The sequence below is a fragment of the Amycolatopsis sp. NBC_01286 genome, assembly GCF_035982555.1.
Taxonomy (GTDB): domain Bacteria; phylum Actinomycetota; class Actinomycetes; order Mycobacteriales; family Pseudonocardiaceae; genus Amycolatopsis.
The window spans coordinates 3162087-3176955 of the sequence record NZ_CP108428.1; the positions used below are offsets into that span (position 1 = coordinate 3162087).

A 14869-nucleotide genomic window follows, 5' to 3' on the forward strand; every position below is an offset into this window, starting at 1 on the left:
GCTCACTCGCCGTTGAACGTCCGCAGGGTCCGCATCGCCTCGGCGAGACCGGCCGCGTCGTCGCCCAGCGGGGTCAGGACGATGCGGCGCAGGATGTTCGCGGCCGCCGCCCGGGCTTTGTTCGCCACCTCCAGGCCGTGGTCGGTCAGCGACGCGAACGTGACGCGGCGGTCGTCCGGGCTCGGGACGCGGCAGATCAGGTCGGCCGCCACCAGGCGGTCCGCGACCTTCGTGAAGCCGCCGCTGGACAGCGCGGCCTCGGTCGCCAGCCGGGTCATCGGCATCCGGTGCTCGGGCGAGCGGACCAGCCGCATCAGGATGTCGAACGACGCGGGCGCGAGGCCGAAGCGCTCCGCGATCTCGCCCATCAGCTTGTCCTGGGTGGCCAGGTAACCCTCGATGACCAGGCCCCACCAGGTGACGATCTCGTCGTCGTCGGTCTTCGGATCGGGTGTCACGCGAACAGCCTAGCGGAGAGTCTGCCCGGAATATATCTTGCGCGCGAGAGGTTCTCCGGTTACCTTGGCCAGAGGAGGCACTCCATGTCGATCAAGACGTCCGGCCTGCACCACGTCACCGCCATCGGCGGCGACCCGCAGCGCAACGCCGACTTCTACCTCCGGACCCTCGGACTGCGGCTGGTGAAGACCACCGTGAACTTCGACGATCCGGGCACCTACCACCTCTACTACGGCGACAGCTCCGGCAAGCCGGGCTCGCTGATGACGTTCTTCCCGTGGCCCGACGCGCCGAGCGGCCGCCACGGCACCGGCCAGGCGACGACCACGTCGTTCTCCGTGCCCGAGGCGTCCATCGGCTGGTGGAAGCAGCACCTGAACGCGCAGCAGATCGAGACGGGCGAGGTCCGCAACGCCGACGACGAGGACACGCTGACCTTCCGCGACCCGGACGGCCTGCAGCTCGCGCTCGTCGCGCACCCGCAGGGCGACCCGCGCGACCCGTGGGACACCGAGCTGGTGCCCGCCGAGCACGCCGTCCGCGGCCTGCACTCCGTGACGCTCTCGGTCGACAAGGAGGACGCCACCGCGGGCATGCTCACCGACGGCCTCGGCCTCGGCTTCACCGGCCAGGACGGCAACCGCCTGCGGTTCGCCGCCGGCGACGGCGGGCCGGGCGCGCTGGTCGACGTCCTCGTGACGCCGGACGCGCCACGCGGGCTGGTCGCCGCGGGCACCGTGCACCACGTGGCCTGGCGCGCGCCCGACGAGGCGACGCAGAAGACGTGGCGCGAGGAGCTCGTGGACAAGGGCGTCACCGTGACGTCCATTTTGGACCGGCAGTACTTCCGCTCGATCTACTTCCGCGAGCCGGGCGGCACGCTGCTCGAAGTCGCGACCGACGAGCCCGGGTTCGCCATCGACGAGCCGCTGCTGGAGCTGGGCCGCGCGCTCAAGCTGCCGCCGTGGCTGGAGCCGCGCCGCGACGAGATCCGGCACATGCTCCCGAAGCTGAACCTCCCCGCCGAGAACAACCCGGAGCTGTCATGACGCTGGTGCACAAGTACGTCGAGGGCGCGCCGGACGCGCCGGTGCTGCTCCTGCTGCACGGCACCGGCGGCGGCCCGGACGACCTGCTCGGCCTGGCGCGCGAGCTGGCCCCGGGCGCCACGACCCTGGCGCCCGCCGGGCCGGTGTCGGAGTACGGCGCCGCGCGCTGGTTCCGGCGGCTCGAAGAAGGCGTTTTCGACCACGAAGACGTCGTCAAGCGGGCTCATGAGCTGGCGGACTTCGTCGTCGAGGCGCGGGAGAAGTACGGCTTCGGCGACCGCCGGCTGGTCGCGGTGGGTTTCTCGAACGGCGCCAACATCGCGGCCGCCGTCGCGCTGCTGCGGCCCGAGGTCGTGCGTGAAGCCGCGTTGTTCGCGGCGATGTCGCCGGTGCCGGACCCGCCGGCCCACGACCTGAGCGCGTCGCGGATCTTCCTGGCCAACGGCGAACACGACCCGATGGCGCCGCTGGCGTCCACGGAAGAACTGATCCGGCTGCTGCGTGAGCGGGGTGCCGACGTCGTCACAGATCGTCACCCCGGTGGCCATCAGGTCACTGTGGACGGTGTCCGCGCGGCAGCGAAGTGGCTTGCGCCGTAGCGATTGTACGGAGCGTATACGGCGTCACCCTAGGATCGGGTGATGACTAACGAGGCACTGCAGCGTGCTACCGAACTGCTGGACGGGGTCATCCTCGCCGACGGGCACAACGACCTGCCGTGGGAGCTGCGGCAGCACGGTGGCGCCAACCCGGTCGAGGCGGTCGCCTCGCTCGACCTGACCGTCCGGCAGCCCGCCCTCCACACCGACTTCCCGAAGCTCGCCGACGGGAAGCTGGGCATGCAGTTCTGGTCGGTGTACGTGCCGTGTGAGTTCGAAGGCCACAGCGCGGTGACCGCCGTGCTGGAGCAGATCGAGGTCGTCCACCAGCTCGCCGAGCGCTACCCCGACCGGCTCCGGCTGGTCGACACCGCCGACGAGGCCGAGGCCGCGTTCGCCGACGGCCGGATCGCGTCGCTGCTCGGCGCCGAAGGCGGGCACAGCATCGCCGAGTCGCTCGGGGTGCTGCGGAGCCTGCGCCGCCTCGGCGTCCGGTACATGACGCTGACGCACAACTTCAACACCACCTGGGCCGACTCGGGCACCGACGAGCCGGCCCACGGCGGGCTCACCGAGTTCGGCCGCGACGTCGTGCGCGAGATGAACAAGATCGGCATGATGGTCGACCTCTCGCACGTCGCGCCGTCGACGATGCGGGCCGCGATCGAGATCAGCTCGGTGCCGGTGATCTTCAGCCACTCGTCGTGCCTCGCGGTCAACGACCACCCGCGCAACATCCCCGACGACGTCCTCGCGAAGCTGCCCGGCAACGGCGGCGTCGCGATGGTCACCTTCGTGCCCGCGTTCATCTCGCCGAAGGTCGCCGCCTGGGACGAGCAGCTCAAGGCGGCCATGGCCGAGGCCGGGCAGGACTACCGCAACCTCACCCAGCGCGGGAAGTTCGTCGCGGAGTGGGACGCGCCGGTCAAGCCGAAGGCAACGGTCGACGACGTCGTCGCGCACGTCGAGCACGCCCGCGAGGTGGCCGGGATCGACCACATCGGCCTCGGCGGCGACTACGACGGCGTCGGCACGCTGCCGGAGGGGCTGGAGGACACGTCCAAGTACCCGGTGTTGTTCGCCGCGCTGCTCGACCGGGGGTGGAGTGACGACGACTGCGCCAAACTGGCCGGGAAGAACACGCTCCGCGTGCTCCGGGACGTCGACGCGTACACCCGTTAGGGGGTTTGACGCAGCGGTCCCCGCGTGCTGGACGGACACTGGAGACATGACGCACGCGCGCGGGGACGCGGCCGGCCACCCCACCGGCTCCGCAGACCACGACCTGCCCGGGAACCTGCCCGGAACCGAGGTGCCGGAAGGCGCCTTGGAGCCCGCCGAGCTGCGTGCCGGCGACGTCCGGCCGGGCCCGGAGGAGGTGACGCCGGTGCGGCCGGCGCCCACCCGGGTCGGCACGTCGACGACGTCGTCGTCGGGCCGGGGCAAGGCCCGGCCGACGCGGATCAGCGGCACCTGGGTCGCGGTGATCGCCGGCCTGCTCGTGCTGACCGTGCTGCTGGTGTTCATCCTGCAGAACCTCGACCCGGCGACGGTCCACTTCTTCGGCGCCGAAGGCAGCCTGCCGCTGGCCATCGCGATGCTGTTCTCGGCCTTGGGCGGCGCGGCGCTGGTCGCGCTGATCGGCGGCGCCCGCATCCTGCAGCTGCGGAAGCAGGCTCGCCGCCCACGCCGTTAGAGGATGATCGACGTCATCCCGAGAACCACCGCGCAAACGTTTTCGTCGCCTGAAGTCTTCACGCGGCTGACGTCCGGGCTGTTGTGGGTGCAGAGCCGCCAGAACGTGTCCGCGTCCGTCGTCACCGTGGCCAGCGGCGTGCGGGACGGCGGGGCGCCGCGGTCGAGGACCCAGCCGTCGCGCTCCAAGCGGGCGTGCCACTTGCCGCCGCCCGCGCCGGTCACCGTGTAGCCGACCTGCTTGCCGACGCGGGCCTCGACGTCGCGCAGGGTGTGCGGCAACGCCCGGACGAACGTGTCGGCGATCGGCTCGGCGTGCTCGGGCTCCAGCGGCGTGTGCTCCAGGGCCTCGCGCAGCTGCACGTGGTGCACCCAGAACTCCGAATAGTCGCGAGCCGCGTCGAGCCAGCGCGGTGCCGGCGCGTCACCCGCCCAGCTCACCGGCTCGCCCAGGACGTCGAGGTCGAGCTTCGCCCAGTAGTCAGTCGTCTGGCCCATGAACTCGTACAGCATCGTGAGCAGGACGTCCGTCGAGAGCCGCCGGCAGGCGACGACCCACTCCTCGTTGAGCCGGTCGATGAACCGCGGGAACGCCTCGCCGGGACGCGGGCCGTCGGCGGAGTGGCCGTCGCGGCCGCGGGAGAGCCTGCCGACCTTGTCGCCCAGCAGGTGGGCCGCGATGTCCTTGACCGACCAGCCGTCGCACATCGTCGGCCGCTCCCAGTCCTCGGGAGTCAGCGCGCCGAGCAGCGTCATCAGCGACTGCTCCTCCTTCGAGAAGTACGGGAGGACGTCGATCGGCGGACCCCAGGGATTCATGGCCACATCATGCGCTGCTGTCCGGGGCTTCGCCCCGAGCCGGGGGCTCCGCCACCCGGGTCCCCGAAGGATGCTGGTAGTCACACCGCCATCCGGCCTACTCGCAGGTAGCATCACCGCGTAAGCAGAGGGGAGTCCGCCCGTGAACGCAGAGCGACCGAACGGCCGGGGCACCGGCGACGAGGTGGCCGACCTGGCCCGCCGCGCCGGCCAGCTGGCCGGCTGGGCCGCGCGCACCGGCTTCGCGTTCACCCGCCGGCTGCCCGGCGTGGAGACCGCCGAACGCGGGGTGCGGCAGGTGGAACGCCAGCTGCTGGGCGAGCTGCGGCGGCGGCTCGACGAGGTCGACGACCCGTACCACGCGGCGCTCACCGCGGCGTCCGCGATGAACCGCCCGCAGGTGTCGGGCAGCAGGCCGATCGAGGCCACCGTCACCCTCGTGCCCGCGCGCGACAACCACACCGAGCCGCTGCGTGCCGCGATGGCCGAGCTGCTCAACCACTCCATCGGCTTCGGCCGCGCCCGGGCCCGCGAGTACTTCTACGCGATCATCCTGCGCCAGCTGACGCCGGACGAGGCCCGGATCCTGTCGGCGCTGTCGGACGGCTCGCCGTTCCCCGCGATCGACGTCGCCGAGCGCACCAGCCTCGGCGGCGCGGGCCGGCTGGTGCTGCGCAACGCGTCGACCGTCGGCAAGGTCGCCGGCGTCTCGCTGCCCGACCAGGTGCCCGGCTACGTCACGCGGCTGATCGGGCTCGGCCTGGTCGACCTCGACGAAGAGGTGCCGTCGCTGGAGACGCAGTACGAGATCCTGATGACGGACGAGACCGTGCGCGACGCCGAGAAGCACGTCAAACGCGCGAAGTTCGTCAAGCGGACGATCCACGTCTCGCGCCTCGGCGCGGAGTTCTGGCAGGCCTGCGACCCGAGTCTCGGCTGACCCCGTGGGGTCGTTCCTCGCCGGCATCGTCGCCGACTTCGCCCAGCACTGGCCCCTGTACGTCTCGATCCCGATCGTCGCCGCCCTGATCGGCTACGGCACCAAGCTCGTCGCCATCCGGATGATGTTCCAGCCGGTCGAGTTCATCGGCATCAAGCCGTTCTTCGGCTGGCAGGGCATCGTGCCCAAGCGCGCCGCGCGGATGGCGAGCATCGCCTGCGACACGATGACCGAGCAGCTGATCAAGCCGGCCGAGGTCGTCGCGCGCCTCGACGCCGGCCGCATCGCCCGGGAGATCGAGAAACCGCTGCTCGCGGGCGTCGAGGACATCGTGCGCGAGGTCGCCGGGCACTACCAGCCGGGCCTGTGGGAGTCGCTCCCGGTGCGGGTGCAGCAGCTGGTGATCGAGCGCGTCCAGCACGAGTCGCCGCGGATGGTGGCCGCCGTGCTCGACCTGATCAAGTCCGATGTGGACAGTGTGTTCGACCTCAAGGGCATGGTGGTCACCAGCCTGGTCAAGGACAAGCGACTGCTGAACCGGATCTTCCAGGAGGCCGGCGCGCAGGAGTTCAAGTTCATCGCGCGGTCGGGCCTGGTGTTCGGCGGCGCGATCGGCGTGATCCAGATGATCGCCTGGATCCTGTTCAAGTTCCCGCTGATCATGCCGGTGTTCGGCCTGTTCACGGGCTGGTTCACCGACTGGCTCGCGCTGCGGATGATCTTCTTCCCGATCGAGCCCAAGAGGTACTTCGGCGTCGAGTGGCAGGGGCTGTTCCTCAAGCGGCGCAAGGAGGTCGCGGAGGCGTACGGCGAGCTGATCGCGAAGGAGATCATCACGCCGCACAACGTCATCGAGGCGATCCTGCACGGCCCGCTGTCCGACCGGGTCCTCGCGCTGATCCAGCGCCAGCTGGACGCCGAGCTCGGCCGGGTCGCGCGGCCGCTGGTGGTGTTCGCGGTGGGCAGCCGCAAGTACCAGGACATGAAGCTGTCGATCGCGTCGCAGATCATGAACCGCCTGCCGGAGACGATGCGCTACATCGAGGACTACGCGACGGACGCGATGGACATCCGCAACGTCCTGGTGACGAAGATGAAGGAGCTGTCCCCGCACGAGTTCGAGCGCCTCCTGCGCCCGGCCTTCGAGCAGGACGAATGGATCCTCATCGCCACGGGCGCGGTACTGGGCTTCGCGGTCGGTGAGGCCCAGGTCCTGCTGCTGGAGCACCTCGCGTCGTGAGTGGTAATTCGGGTTAGAACCCTAATTACCACTCACGAGTTCGTAGGCCTTCCGCGCCTCGGCCACCTTCGAGCGGTGCTTGGCCGCCCACGCCGAGAGCGCGTGCAGTGGCTCGTCCAGCTCCGCCGCGTGGGCCGTCATCGTGTACTCCACCCGCGGCGGGACCTCGGGGTAGACCTTGCGCGTCACCAGGCCGTTGCGCTCCAAGCCGCGCAACGTCAGGGACAGCATCCGGCGGGAGACGCCGTCCAGGGCGCGCTCCAGTTCGCTGAACCGCCGCGGGCCGTCGCCGAGCCGGACGAGGACGCGGACCGCCCACTTGTCGCCCACCAGATCCAGCACCTCGCGCAGGGAGCACGCGTCGGCCGGAGGAGTTTCGCCGTTGTCCATCGCTGTGACCTCGTTCGTAACAGGCGTGTGCCGTCGTACCAGGAAAGTGCCGTCTTCCAGCGCAAACGCATCCGGACCACGATCGATTCCGAGGCAACCGAAAGGAATCGAGAATGACGAAGACGGTGCGGTTCGCCGCCGAGGGCGGACCGGAAGTGCTGGAACTGACCGACGTCGACCCCGGCGCGCCGGGCCCCGGCGAACTGCGGCTGCGGGTCGAGGCGATCGGGCTCAACCGGGCCGAGGCGATGTTCCGCGCGGGCACGTACTTCGAGCGCCCGGACGAGTTCCCGGCGAAGCTCGGCTACTCGGCGTCCGGGATCGTCGAGGCGCTCGGTGACGGCGTCACGGAGTTCGCCGTCGGGGAGGCGGTCAGCACGGTCGCGGGCTTCTCGATGCGGAACTACGGCGTGTACGGCGAAGCGGCGGTCGTGCCCGCGTCCGCGGTGCTGCGCCGTCCGGAGGGGCTCGACGCGATCGAGACGGTCGCGCTGTGGGGGCCGTTCCTCACCGCGTACGGCGCGATCGTCGACGAAGGACACGTGGGGCCGGGCGAGTTCGTGCTGATCACGGCGGCGTCGAGCAGCGTCGGCCTGGCGACGATCGACGTCGTCAACCACATCGGCGCGATCCCGCTCGCCGCCACGCGCACCGCGGCGAAGAAGCAGCGGCTGCTGGACGCGGGCGCGGCGCACGTGATCGTCACCGACGACGAGGACGTCGCCGGCCGCACCCGCGAGATCACCGCCGGGCACGGCGCGGACTTCGTCTTCGACGCGGTCGCCGGCCCGGGCGTGCGCGCGCTGTCCGACGCGACGGCGAAGGGCGGCACTCTCGTCGTCTACGGCGCGCTCGACGTCCCCGAGACGCCGTTCCCGCTGTGGACCCCGCCGACCATGCGGATGTTCAACGCGTTCGACCTGACCATGAACCCGGAGCGGCTGGTCCGGGCGGGTCACTTCATCCGGGCCGGCGTCCGCGCGGGCACCTTCCGGCCCCGCGTGGACCGGACGTTCGACCTCTTCGACGTCGCCGAGTCGCACCGGTACCTCGAAGCGAACGGCCAGTTCGGCAAGGTGGTGGTCACGGTCGGCTGAGAAGCCGATCAACTCCACCCGAACGGCCGTACACCCACGCGTATCCCGCGCCTAACCTTCCGCCTCTAGTCTGCGTCGGGCAGGGACGACAACCGGCTTGGGGAGCTCATGGCGGAGCAAGCGGAACCGTGGCAGCAGGAGATCCGCCTGGCCATGACGATGGTCGGTGGCGCCAGCCTCGCCATCTGGATGGGCGGCGTCGCCACCGAGACCTCCCAGCTGCTGCGGGAGTCCCGGGGCGACGCCGAGGCGGGGCTCTACCGCGGGCTGCTGGACCTGCTGCGCGCCACGGTGTCGATCGACGTGCTGACCGGCACCAGCGCCGGCGGGATCAACGCGGCCTGCCTCGGGCTGGCGGAGGCGTTCGGCTCGACGCCGCAGGTGCTGCGCGACACCTGGATCCGGATCGGCTCGCTGGAGAACCTCATCCGCGACCCGGCGGAGACGCAGCCGCGGTCGGTGCTCGACGGCGACCGCGTGCTGCTCGGTGACCTGGCGCAGGCCCTGCACGAGATCACCGGCCCGGGCACGCCGCCCGCCGAACCGCCGGACATCACCGTGCTGCTCACCGGCACGATGATCGACGGCGAGACGACCCGGTTCGACGACGCGCTCGGGAACCTGGTGCGCGACACCGAACACCGGATGCTCTTCCGCTTTGAAGGTCCACTGTGGACGGATGGGGTGCAGGGGCCGCTGGCGCTCGCCGCGCGCGCCACCGCGTCGTTCCCCGGCGCGTTCGAGCTGGCCCGGCTGCCGATCGGCACCGAGGGCACCGACGCGCTGCACCCGGACATGACGGCCTACACCGACCTGACCCGGTCGCACTGGCTGACCGACGGCGGGGTGCTGCTCAACAAACCGCTGCGGCCGGCGCTGCGGGAGATCTTCGAGCGGCCGTCCCACGCGGACGTCCGGCGGCTGCTGCTCTACGTCGTGCCCACCGGTGAGAAGGACACGACGGCGATCGCCTGCGACCCGGCGGCCCCGCCGTTGCTGGCGAACGCGATGAGCAAGGTCGTCTCCACGGTGATGAGCCAGTCGATCAGCGCCGAGCTGGAGGAGCTGACCCGGCACAACGACGCCGTCGTCCGGACGCGCGACACCCGCGTCTCGCTGGCCGCGCTCGGGCTGCGCGGCGGACCGGAGGCGCTGATCGACAAGCGGCTGGCCACGGCGTACCTGGACCGGCGGACGGCCGAGGACGCCGCCGAGCTGGTGCAGGTGGCCAGCCGCCGGTACGCACTGTCCGATGTGGACACCGAGGACCGCGAGTGGGCGTCCGGGATGTCACAGCAGCTGCGCGCGGTCGCCGTCGGCGGGCTCAGCGCCGGCATCCCGCTCGCGCCGCCGTCGACGAGCATGTCCGTGCCCGAGCTGGTCGGCTACCGCACGAGCGCGCTCGACGACGCCGTGGCCACCGGGTTGCAGCTGATCAACGCCGGGTTCCGGCTCGGGCCGGACCCCAAGGAGGCCAAGGAGCTCAACGACGCGCGGGCGGGGCTGCACGCGGCGCGCAAGACGTCGGCCCGCGGGGTGCGGCTGGCGCAGTGGATCGCCGCGCACGACGGGCCGGGCGCGAGCAGCACCCTCGAGGTGTGGATCGGCGAGCTCGCCCAGGAGTGGGCCGGGCTCGGCCGCTCGGACGCCGTCGTCGAGGCCTGGCCGCTGGTCGTGGCGGCGCTGCGGGCGGCGACGCCGACGTTGCGCACGCTCGCCAACGCGGCCCTGCGGAACGCGACGGCGCCGACGTCGCGGGCGCTCGCCAACGGCGCCCTCGAGTCCGCCAACGCGGCCATCGAGACGGCCGACACCGTGTCGGTCCTGCTGGACTGGCTGGCCCTCGAGAACGGCGCCGACAACGTCGTCCAAGCGCGGCTGCTCGGCCTGCACGTCGCGACGCGCGGGCTGCTCGCGCAGGCGCCGTCGGTCGACCAGCGCGTCGAGCTCGTGCAGGTCAGCGCCGACTCCCGGACGCTGCTGGACCTGAAGCGGCGCCGGTCGGGGGACAAGCTGACCGGGATGCAGGCCGACGACTTCGGCGCGTTCTACAAGGCGTCCTGGCGGGCCAGCGACTGGATGTGGGGCCGCGTCGACGGCGCCGGCTGGCTGGTCCAGTGCCTGCTCGACCCGGCCCGGCTGGCGACGCTGCGCGACCTGATCGGGCCCGAGGCGTTCCGCGCCGAGTTCGTCGCGGCGCTGGGCCCGCTCTGGCGCGAGCCGGACCCCGCCGACAACGCCGAGCCGGCCGAGCTGCAGCAGCTCAAGGACCAGCTGAGCGCCGAACTGGCGTTCCTCGGGCTGGACTGCGCACTGAAGCCGGTCGCGAAGTTCTCGGACGACCCGCCGATCAGCATGCCGGTGACGGCCATGGTGCTCGCGCGGACGCGGCAGGCGCGGATCGCCGCGGAGGAGCTGCCGGTGGTCGCCGAGCAGGCCCAGGCCGACGTCGAGACCGGCGGCTGCAGCGGCGCGGCGTCGGCGGCGTTCCGGGCGCGGAGCGCGCGGCCGATCGGCGACGCGGACACCGCCCAGCGCGCCTTCCAGGCCTGCCAGGTCTCGGCGGAGAAGCTCGCCGGCGAGCAGGGCACCCCGCAGCTGACGCGGACGCTGGTCAAGCTCGGCGCGGCCGTGGTCAACGCCGGCACGGTCGCGTTCCGGCTGCCCGGCGGCTGGCCGACGACGGTGGCGGGCATCCTGCGGACGGTGGCCCGCAGCTCGGCGAAGGTCTCGCAGAGCGCGTCCAAGCTGGGCACGCTCGGCTCGCTGGCGGCGGGCGTGCTGGCGTTGCTGGCCGGCCTGGTCATCGGCGACAGTAGCGGCGCGATCCTGCAGTGGATCGGCCTCCCGGTGCTGGCCGGCGCGGTCGTTTACCTGGCGACGGCCCTGCTCACGATGGGCCGCACGCCACGGCGGCTGGTCGGGGTGCTCGGCGCGCTGGTGGTGGCGGCGCTGCTGCTGGCCGCGTTCCTGCCCCCGATCGCCCGGCCGTTCTTCGGCTGGCTCGGCAACGTGGTGGCCGGCTGGCGCCGCGGCGACGGCGCGGTGTGGTGGCTGGTGGTCTCCGGCCTGCTGATCCTCCCGGCGGTCGTGATGCCGGTCAGCGGGGCCTGGCGACGTCTCCGCCACCGCCGTCGCCCCTGACCCGCGGCACTTTCACGTGAAAGTGCCGTGTGGTCACCCGCGGGGATTCGGCCCGGCGCCTTGCGATCTTCGGCCCGGGGGTTCATGGTGCGGGTAGGTCACGGACAACGAGGACGCGACCTGGGCGCCCGTGTGCCCCGGAACTTCTTCCGTCAAACACGTTTGTGGGACTCCTCACCGGGTACTCCACGTCGCCCCAGGTCATCGCGGGGTGCGTGAGCTGCGTCGCTGGCGGCCGGAAAATTCTCTGTTACGTTTCCTGAGTATGTCCGTAACGCACTTGATCGAATCGCCGACCAAGGCGGACGGCGCGGAGCTGTGGCGAATCGCGCGTGATTCCGCCAAGCTCGATCTCAACTCGCCGTACGCATACATGCTGTGGTGCCGCGATTTCGCCGAGACATCGGTGGTCGCGCGCGAGGACGGCAAGGCGGTCGGATTCGTGATCGCCTACCGCCGGCCCGACGAGCCCGAGGCCGCGCTCGTCTGGCAGGTCGCGGTCGACGCGTCGCAACGAGGGAAGGGCCTGGCCGGGGCCCTGCTCGACGCGTTGTACACGCGCCTGGTCGGCGCGGGGGTGCGCTACCTCGAGACCACCATCACCCCGGACAACGAAGCGTCCATCGGGTTGTTCACGTCGTTCGCGAAGCGCTGGAACACCGCGATGGAAACCAGCGTGCTGTTCGGCGGGGACGAATTCCCCGAAGCCGGGCACCTGGCCGAAGAGCTTTACCGCATCGGTCCGCTATCGGTACGCACAGATCCGGGCGAGTAGGAGAAAAGAAACGTCATGAGCATCTTCGAAGAGCTCGAATCCGAAGTACGCAGCTACAGCCGCGGCTGGCCCGTCGTGTTCGACCGCGCGCAGGGGAGCTGGCTCCACGACGAGAGCGGCAAGCCGTACCTGGACTTCTTCGCCGGGGCCGGCGCGCTCAACTACGGGCACAACAACCCGGTGCTGAAGCAGGCGCTGATCGACTACATCCAGCGTGACGGCGTCACGCACGCGCTGGACATGTACACCGTGGCCAAGCGCGACTTCCTGCAGACCTTCCGCGACCGGATCCTCGACCCGCGCAACCTGAACTACAAGGTCGTGTTCCCGGGTCCGGGCGGCGCGAACGCCGTCGAAGCCGCGCTGAAGCTCGCGCGGAAGGTGACCGGCAAGGAGTCGGTCATCAACTTCACCAACGCCTTCCACGGCATGACGCTCGGCGCGCTGTCGGTCACCGGCAACTCGATGAAGCGCGGCGCCGCGGGCATCCCGCTGGTGCACGCCACGCCGATGCCGTACGACCGGTACTTCGACGGCGCCATGCCGGACTTCCTGTACTTCGAGAAGCTGCTCGAAGACTCCGGCAGCGGGCTCAACGAGCCGGCCGCGGTGATCGTCGAAGGCGTCCAGGGCGAAGGCGGCATCAACGCCGCGCGCCTGGAGTGGCTGAAGGGGCTCGACGACCTCTGCAAGCGCCACAACATCCTGCTGATCCTCGACGACGTCCAGATGGGCTGCGGCCGCACCGGCCCGTTCTTCAGCTTCGAGGACGCCGGGATCTCGCCGGACATCGTCTGCCTGTCGAAGTCCATCAGCGGCTACGGCCTGCCGATGGCGCTGACGCTGATCAAGCCGGAGCTCGACGTCTGGGAGCCCGGCGAGCACAACGGCACCTTCCGCGGCATCAGCCCGGCGTTCATCACCGCCACCGCGGCGATCGACACCTACTGGCGCGACGACGAGCTGGAGAAGTCGACCAAGGCCAACGGGGAGCGCATCGCCAGTGCGTTCTCGGGGCTCGTCGAGGCCTACCCGGAGGCGAAGCTGTCCGCCAAGGGCCGGGGCCTCGCGCGCGGGCTCGAGTTCGAGAACGGCGACCTGGCCGGGCGCGTCTGCGCCGAAGCCTTCGCCCGCGGCATGCTCATGGAGACGTCCGGTCCGGACGGCGAGGTCATGAAGCTGCTGCCGCCCCTGACCCTGACCGACGACGAGCTGACGCAGGGTCTGTCCATCATCGACGAGTCCGTCAAGGCCGTCCTGACCAAGTAGAGGAGTACGACGTGCTCGTTCGCACGCTCGACGAGGTGACCGACACCGACGCCGACATCAAGACCCCCAACTGGCGCAGCAAGCGCATCATCCTGGCGAAGGAGGGTGTCGGCTTCTCGGTGCACGAGACCACGCTCTACGCCGGGACCGTCAACGACTTCTGGTACGCGAACCACATCGAGGCCGTGTTCATCACCTCGGGCGAGGGTGAGGTCGAGGACCTCGCCACCGGCAAGGTGCACGAGCTCAAGCCCGGCACGCTGTACCTGCTCAACGACCACGACAAGCACCAGGTCCGGCCGCGGACCGAGATCAAGTGCGTGTGCGTGTTCAACCCCCCGGTGACCGGCCGCGAGGTGCACGACGAGAACGGCGTGTACCCGCTGATCACCGAGGAAGCGTAAGAGAACCGGAGCGGCAACACAGGAGGCGAAGCCCGTGACGCTGATGGACACCCGGGTCGACGACGGTTACCCGACCCGGATCACCGGTGCGCCGGAGCACCTTCCGCGCGTGCACCCCACCGTGTGGGGTACCGAAGCCGATGGTCCGATCGACGCCGCGACCCTGGCGAACCACGAGGCCCGCGGCTACACGGTGGACGACGACCTGCTCTCGGTCGGCGAGGTCCAGACGTACTGGCAGGAGCTGGTGCGGCTGTCCTCGAACCGGGAGCCGGCGCAGGACGAGCGCGTGATCACCGAAGCGCGGACCGGCGAGGTCCGGTCGATCTTCGCCGTCCACGACATCTCGGACCTGATCTCGGAGCTGGTGCGCGACCCGCGCGTGCTGGACCGGGCGCGGCAGCTGCTCGGCTCCGACGTCTACCTGCACCAGAGCCGGGTGAACTACATGCCCGGGTTCAAGGGCACCGGGTTCTACTGGCACTCGGACTTCGAAACCTGGCACGCGGAGGACGGCATGCCGGCCCCGCGGGCGGTCAGCTGCTCCATCGCGCTGACCGACAACTACCCGTTCAACGGCGGCCTGATGATCATGCCGGGCTCGCACCGGACGTTCGTCCAGTGCGCCGGCGAGACGCCGGCCGAGAACTACAAGGCCTCGCTCAAGGACCAGCGGGTGGGCGTGCCGACCGAGGACGACATCACCAGGATGGCGGCCGAGCACGGCATCGAGCAGTTCACCGGGCAGGCCGGGTCGGCCCTGTGGTTCGACGCGAACCTCATGCACGGCTCGGGGAACAACATCACGCCGTACCCGCGCTCGAACATCTTCCTGGTGTTCAACAGCGTGGAGAACGCCTTGACCGAGCCGTACGCCGCGAGCCGGCCGCGCCCGGCGTTCATCGCCGGCCGCGACACGACGCCGATCTCGCGCTGACGCGCACCCGAAAGCGGCCGACACGCACGCGTGCCGGCCGCTTTCGGCGTTT

General features: G+C 70.8%; 15 protein-coding genes. 12 read left to right on the forward strand and 3 right to left on the reverse strand.

Annotation, left to right across the window (positions count from 1 at the left end; all coding sequences use genetic code 11):
* Positions 1 to 2: 2 nt before the first annotated feature.
* Positions 3 to 458 (reverse strand): MarR family winged helix-turn-helix transcriptional regulator, encoded by a 456-nt coding sequence (locus tag OG570_RS15390; protein ID WP_326944779.1) that lies wholly within the window; start codon positions 456 to 458, stop codon positions 3 to 5.
* Between the two features lie 84 nt (positions 459 to 542).
* On the opposite strand from OG570_RS15390, the gene OG570_RS15395 reads away from it, so the two are divergent.
* From OG570_RS15395 to OG570_RS15410, 4 genes are read left to right on the forward strand one after another with little or no spacing between them, the layout of a single operon-like run.
* Positions 543 to 1508, forward strand: coding sequence for a ring-cleaving dioxygenase (locus OG570_RS15395; protein WP_326957149.1), 966 nt, complete (start codon positions 543 to 545; stop codon positions 1506 to 1508).
* The gene (locus OG570_RS15400; RefSeq protein WP_326957151.1) at positions 1505 to 2107 is read left to right on the forward strand and encodes an alpha/beta hydrolase; all 603 of its coding nucleotides are present in this window, start codon (positions 1505 to 1507) and stop codon (positions 2105 to 2107) included. The genes OG570_RS15395 and OG570_RS15400 overlap by 4 nt, the downstream gene beginning before the upstream one ends.
* A 42-nt stretch (positions 2108 to 2149) precedes the next feature.
* The gene (locus OG570_RS15405) at positions 2150 to 3289 is read left to right on the forward strand and encodes a dipeptidase (RefSeq protein WP_326957153.1); all 1140 of its coding nucleotides are present in this window, start codon (positions 2150 to 2152) and stop codon (positions 3287 to 3289) included.
* 46 nt (positions 3290 to 3335) lie between these two features.
* A complete protein-coding gene (locus OG570_RS15410; protein WP_326957155.1) occupies positions 3336 to 3803 on the forward strand; it encodes a LapA family protein in 468 nt (155 codons plus the stop codon).
* On the opposite strand, the gene OG570_RS15415 is transcribed toward OG570_RS15410, so the two are convergent.
* Positions 3800 to 4621, reverse strand: a complete 822-nt coding sequence (locus tag OG570_RS15415) for a maleylpyruvate isomerase family mycothiol-dependent enzyme (RefSeq protein WP_326957157.1) — start codon at positions 4619 to 4621, stop codon at positions 3800 to 3802. The genes OG570_RS15410 and OG570_RS15415 overlap by 4 nt on opposite strands.
* Positions 4622 to 4763: 142 nt before the next feature.
* On the opposite strand from OG570_RS15415, the gene OG570_RS15420 reads away from it, so the two are divergent.
* Entirely contained in the window at positions 4764 to 5561 is a 798-nt protein-coding gene (locus tag OG570_RS15420; protein WP_326957159.1) for an Abi-alpha family protein, read from the forward strand.
* A 4-nt stretch (positions 5562 to 5565) separates the two neighbouring features.
* Positions 5566 to 6801 carry a DUF445 domain-containing protein gene (locus tag OG570_RS15425; RefSeq protein ID WP_326957161.1) on the forward strand — a complete coding sequence of 412 codons (1236 nt, stop codon included), beginning with the start codon at positions 5566 to 5568 and terminating at the stop codon, positions 6799 to 6801.
* A 21-nt stretch (positions 6802 to 6822) separates the two neighbouring features.
* Here OG570_RS15425 and OG570_RS15430 read toward each other — a convergent pair whose 3' ends face one another.
* Positions 6823 to 7191: a winged helix-turn-helix transcriptional regulator gene (locus tag OG570_RS15430; RefSeq protein ID WP_326944771.1), complete on the reverse strand. Its 369-nt coding sequence runs from the start codon at positions 7189 to 7191 to the stop codon at positions 6823 to 6825.
* Between the two features lie 113 nt (positions 7192 to 7304).
* Here OG570_RS15430 and OG570_RS15435 point away from each other — a divergent pair, with 113 nt between their 5' ends.
* The 6 genes from OG570_RS15435 (at position 7305) to thpD (ending at position 14817) form a co-directional block, all read left to right on the forward strand.
* Positions 7305 to 8288 carry a zinc-dependent alcohol dehydrogenase family protein gene (locus OG570_RS15435; RefSeq protein WP_326957163.1) on the forward strand — a complete coding sequence of 328 codons (984 nt, stop codon included), beginning with the start codon at positions 7305 to 7307 and terminating at the stop codon, positions 8286 to 8288.
* Between the two features lie 108 nt (positions 8289 to 8396).
* A complete protein-coding gene (locus tag OG570_RS15440; RefSeq protein ID WP_326957165.1) occupies positions 8397 to 11432 on the forward strand; it encodes a patatin-like protein in 3036 nt (1011 codons plus the stop codon).
* Between the two features lie 220 nt (positions 11433 to 11652).
* Positions 11653 to 12207 carry a diaminobutyrate acetyltransferase gene (ectA, locus tag OG570_RS15445; RefSeq protein WP_326960038.1) on the forward strand — a complete coding sequence of 185 codons (555 nt, stop codon included), beginning with the start codon at positions 11653 to 11655 and terminating at the stop codon, positions 12205 to 12207.
* Positions 12208 to 12222: 15 nt separating this feature from the next.
* Positions 12223 to 13476 carry a diaminobutyrate--2-oxoglutarate transaminase gene (ectB, locus tag OG570_RS15450; RefSeq protein ID WP_326957167.1) on the forward strand — a complete coding sequence of 418 codons (1254 nt, stop codon included), beginning with the start codon at positions 12223 to 12225 and terminating at the stop codon, positions 13474 to 13476.
* An 11-nt stretch (positions 13477 to 13487) separates the two neighbouring features.
* Positions 13488 to 13880: an ectoine synthase gene (locus OG570_RS15455; RefSeq protein WP_326957169.1), complete on the forward strand. Its 393-nt coding sequence runs from the start codon at positions 13488 to 13490 to the stop codon at positions 13878 to 13880.
* Positions 13881 to 13914: 34 nt separating this feature from the next.
* Positions 13915 to 14817 carry an ectoine hydroxylase gene (thpD, locus tag OG570_RS15460; protein WP_326957171.1) on the forward strand — a complete coding sequence of 301 codons (903 nt, stop codon included), beginning with the start codon at positions 13915 to 13917 and terminating at the stop codon, positions 14815 to 14817.
* Positions 14818 to 14869: the final 52 nt, after the last annotated feature.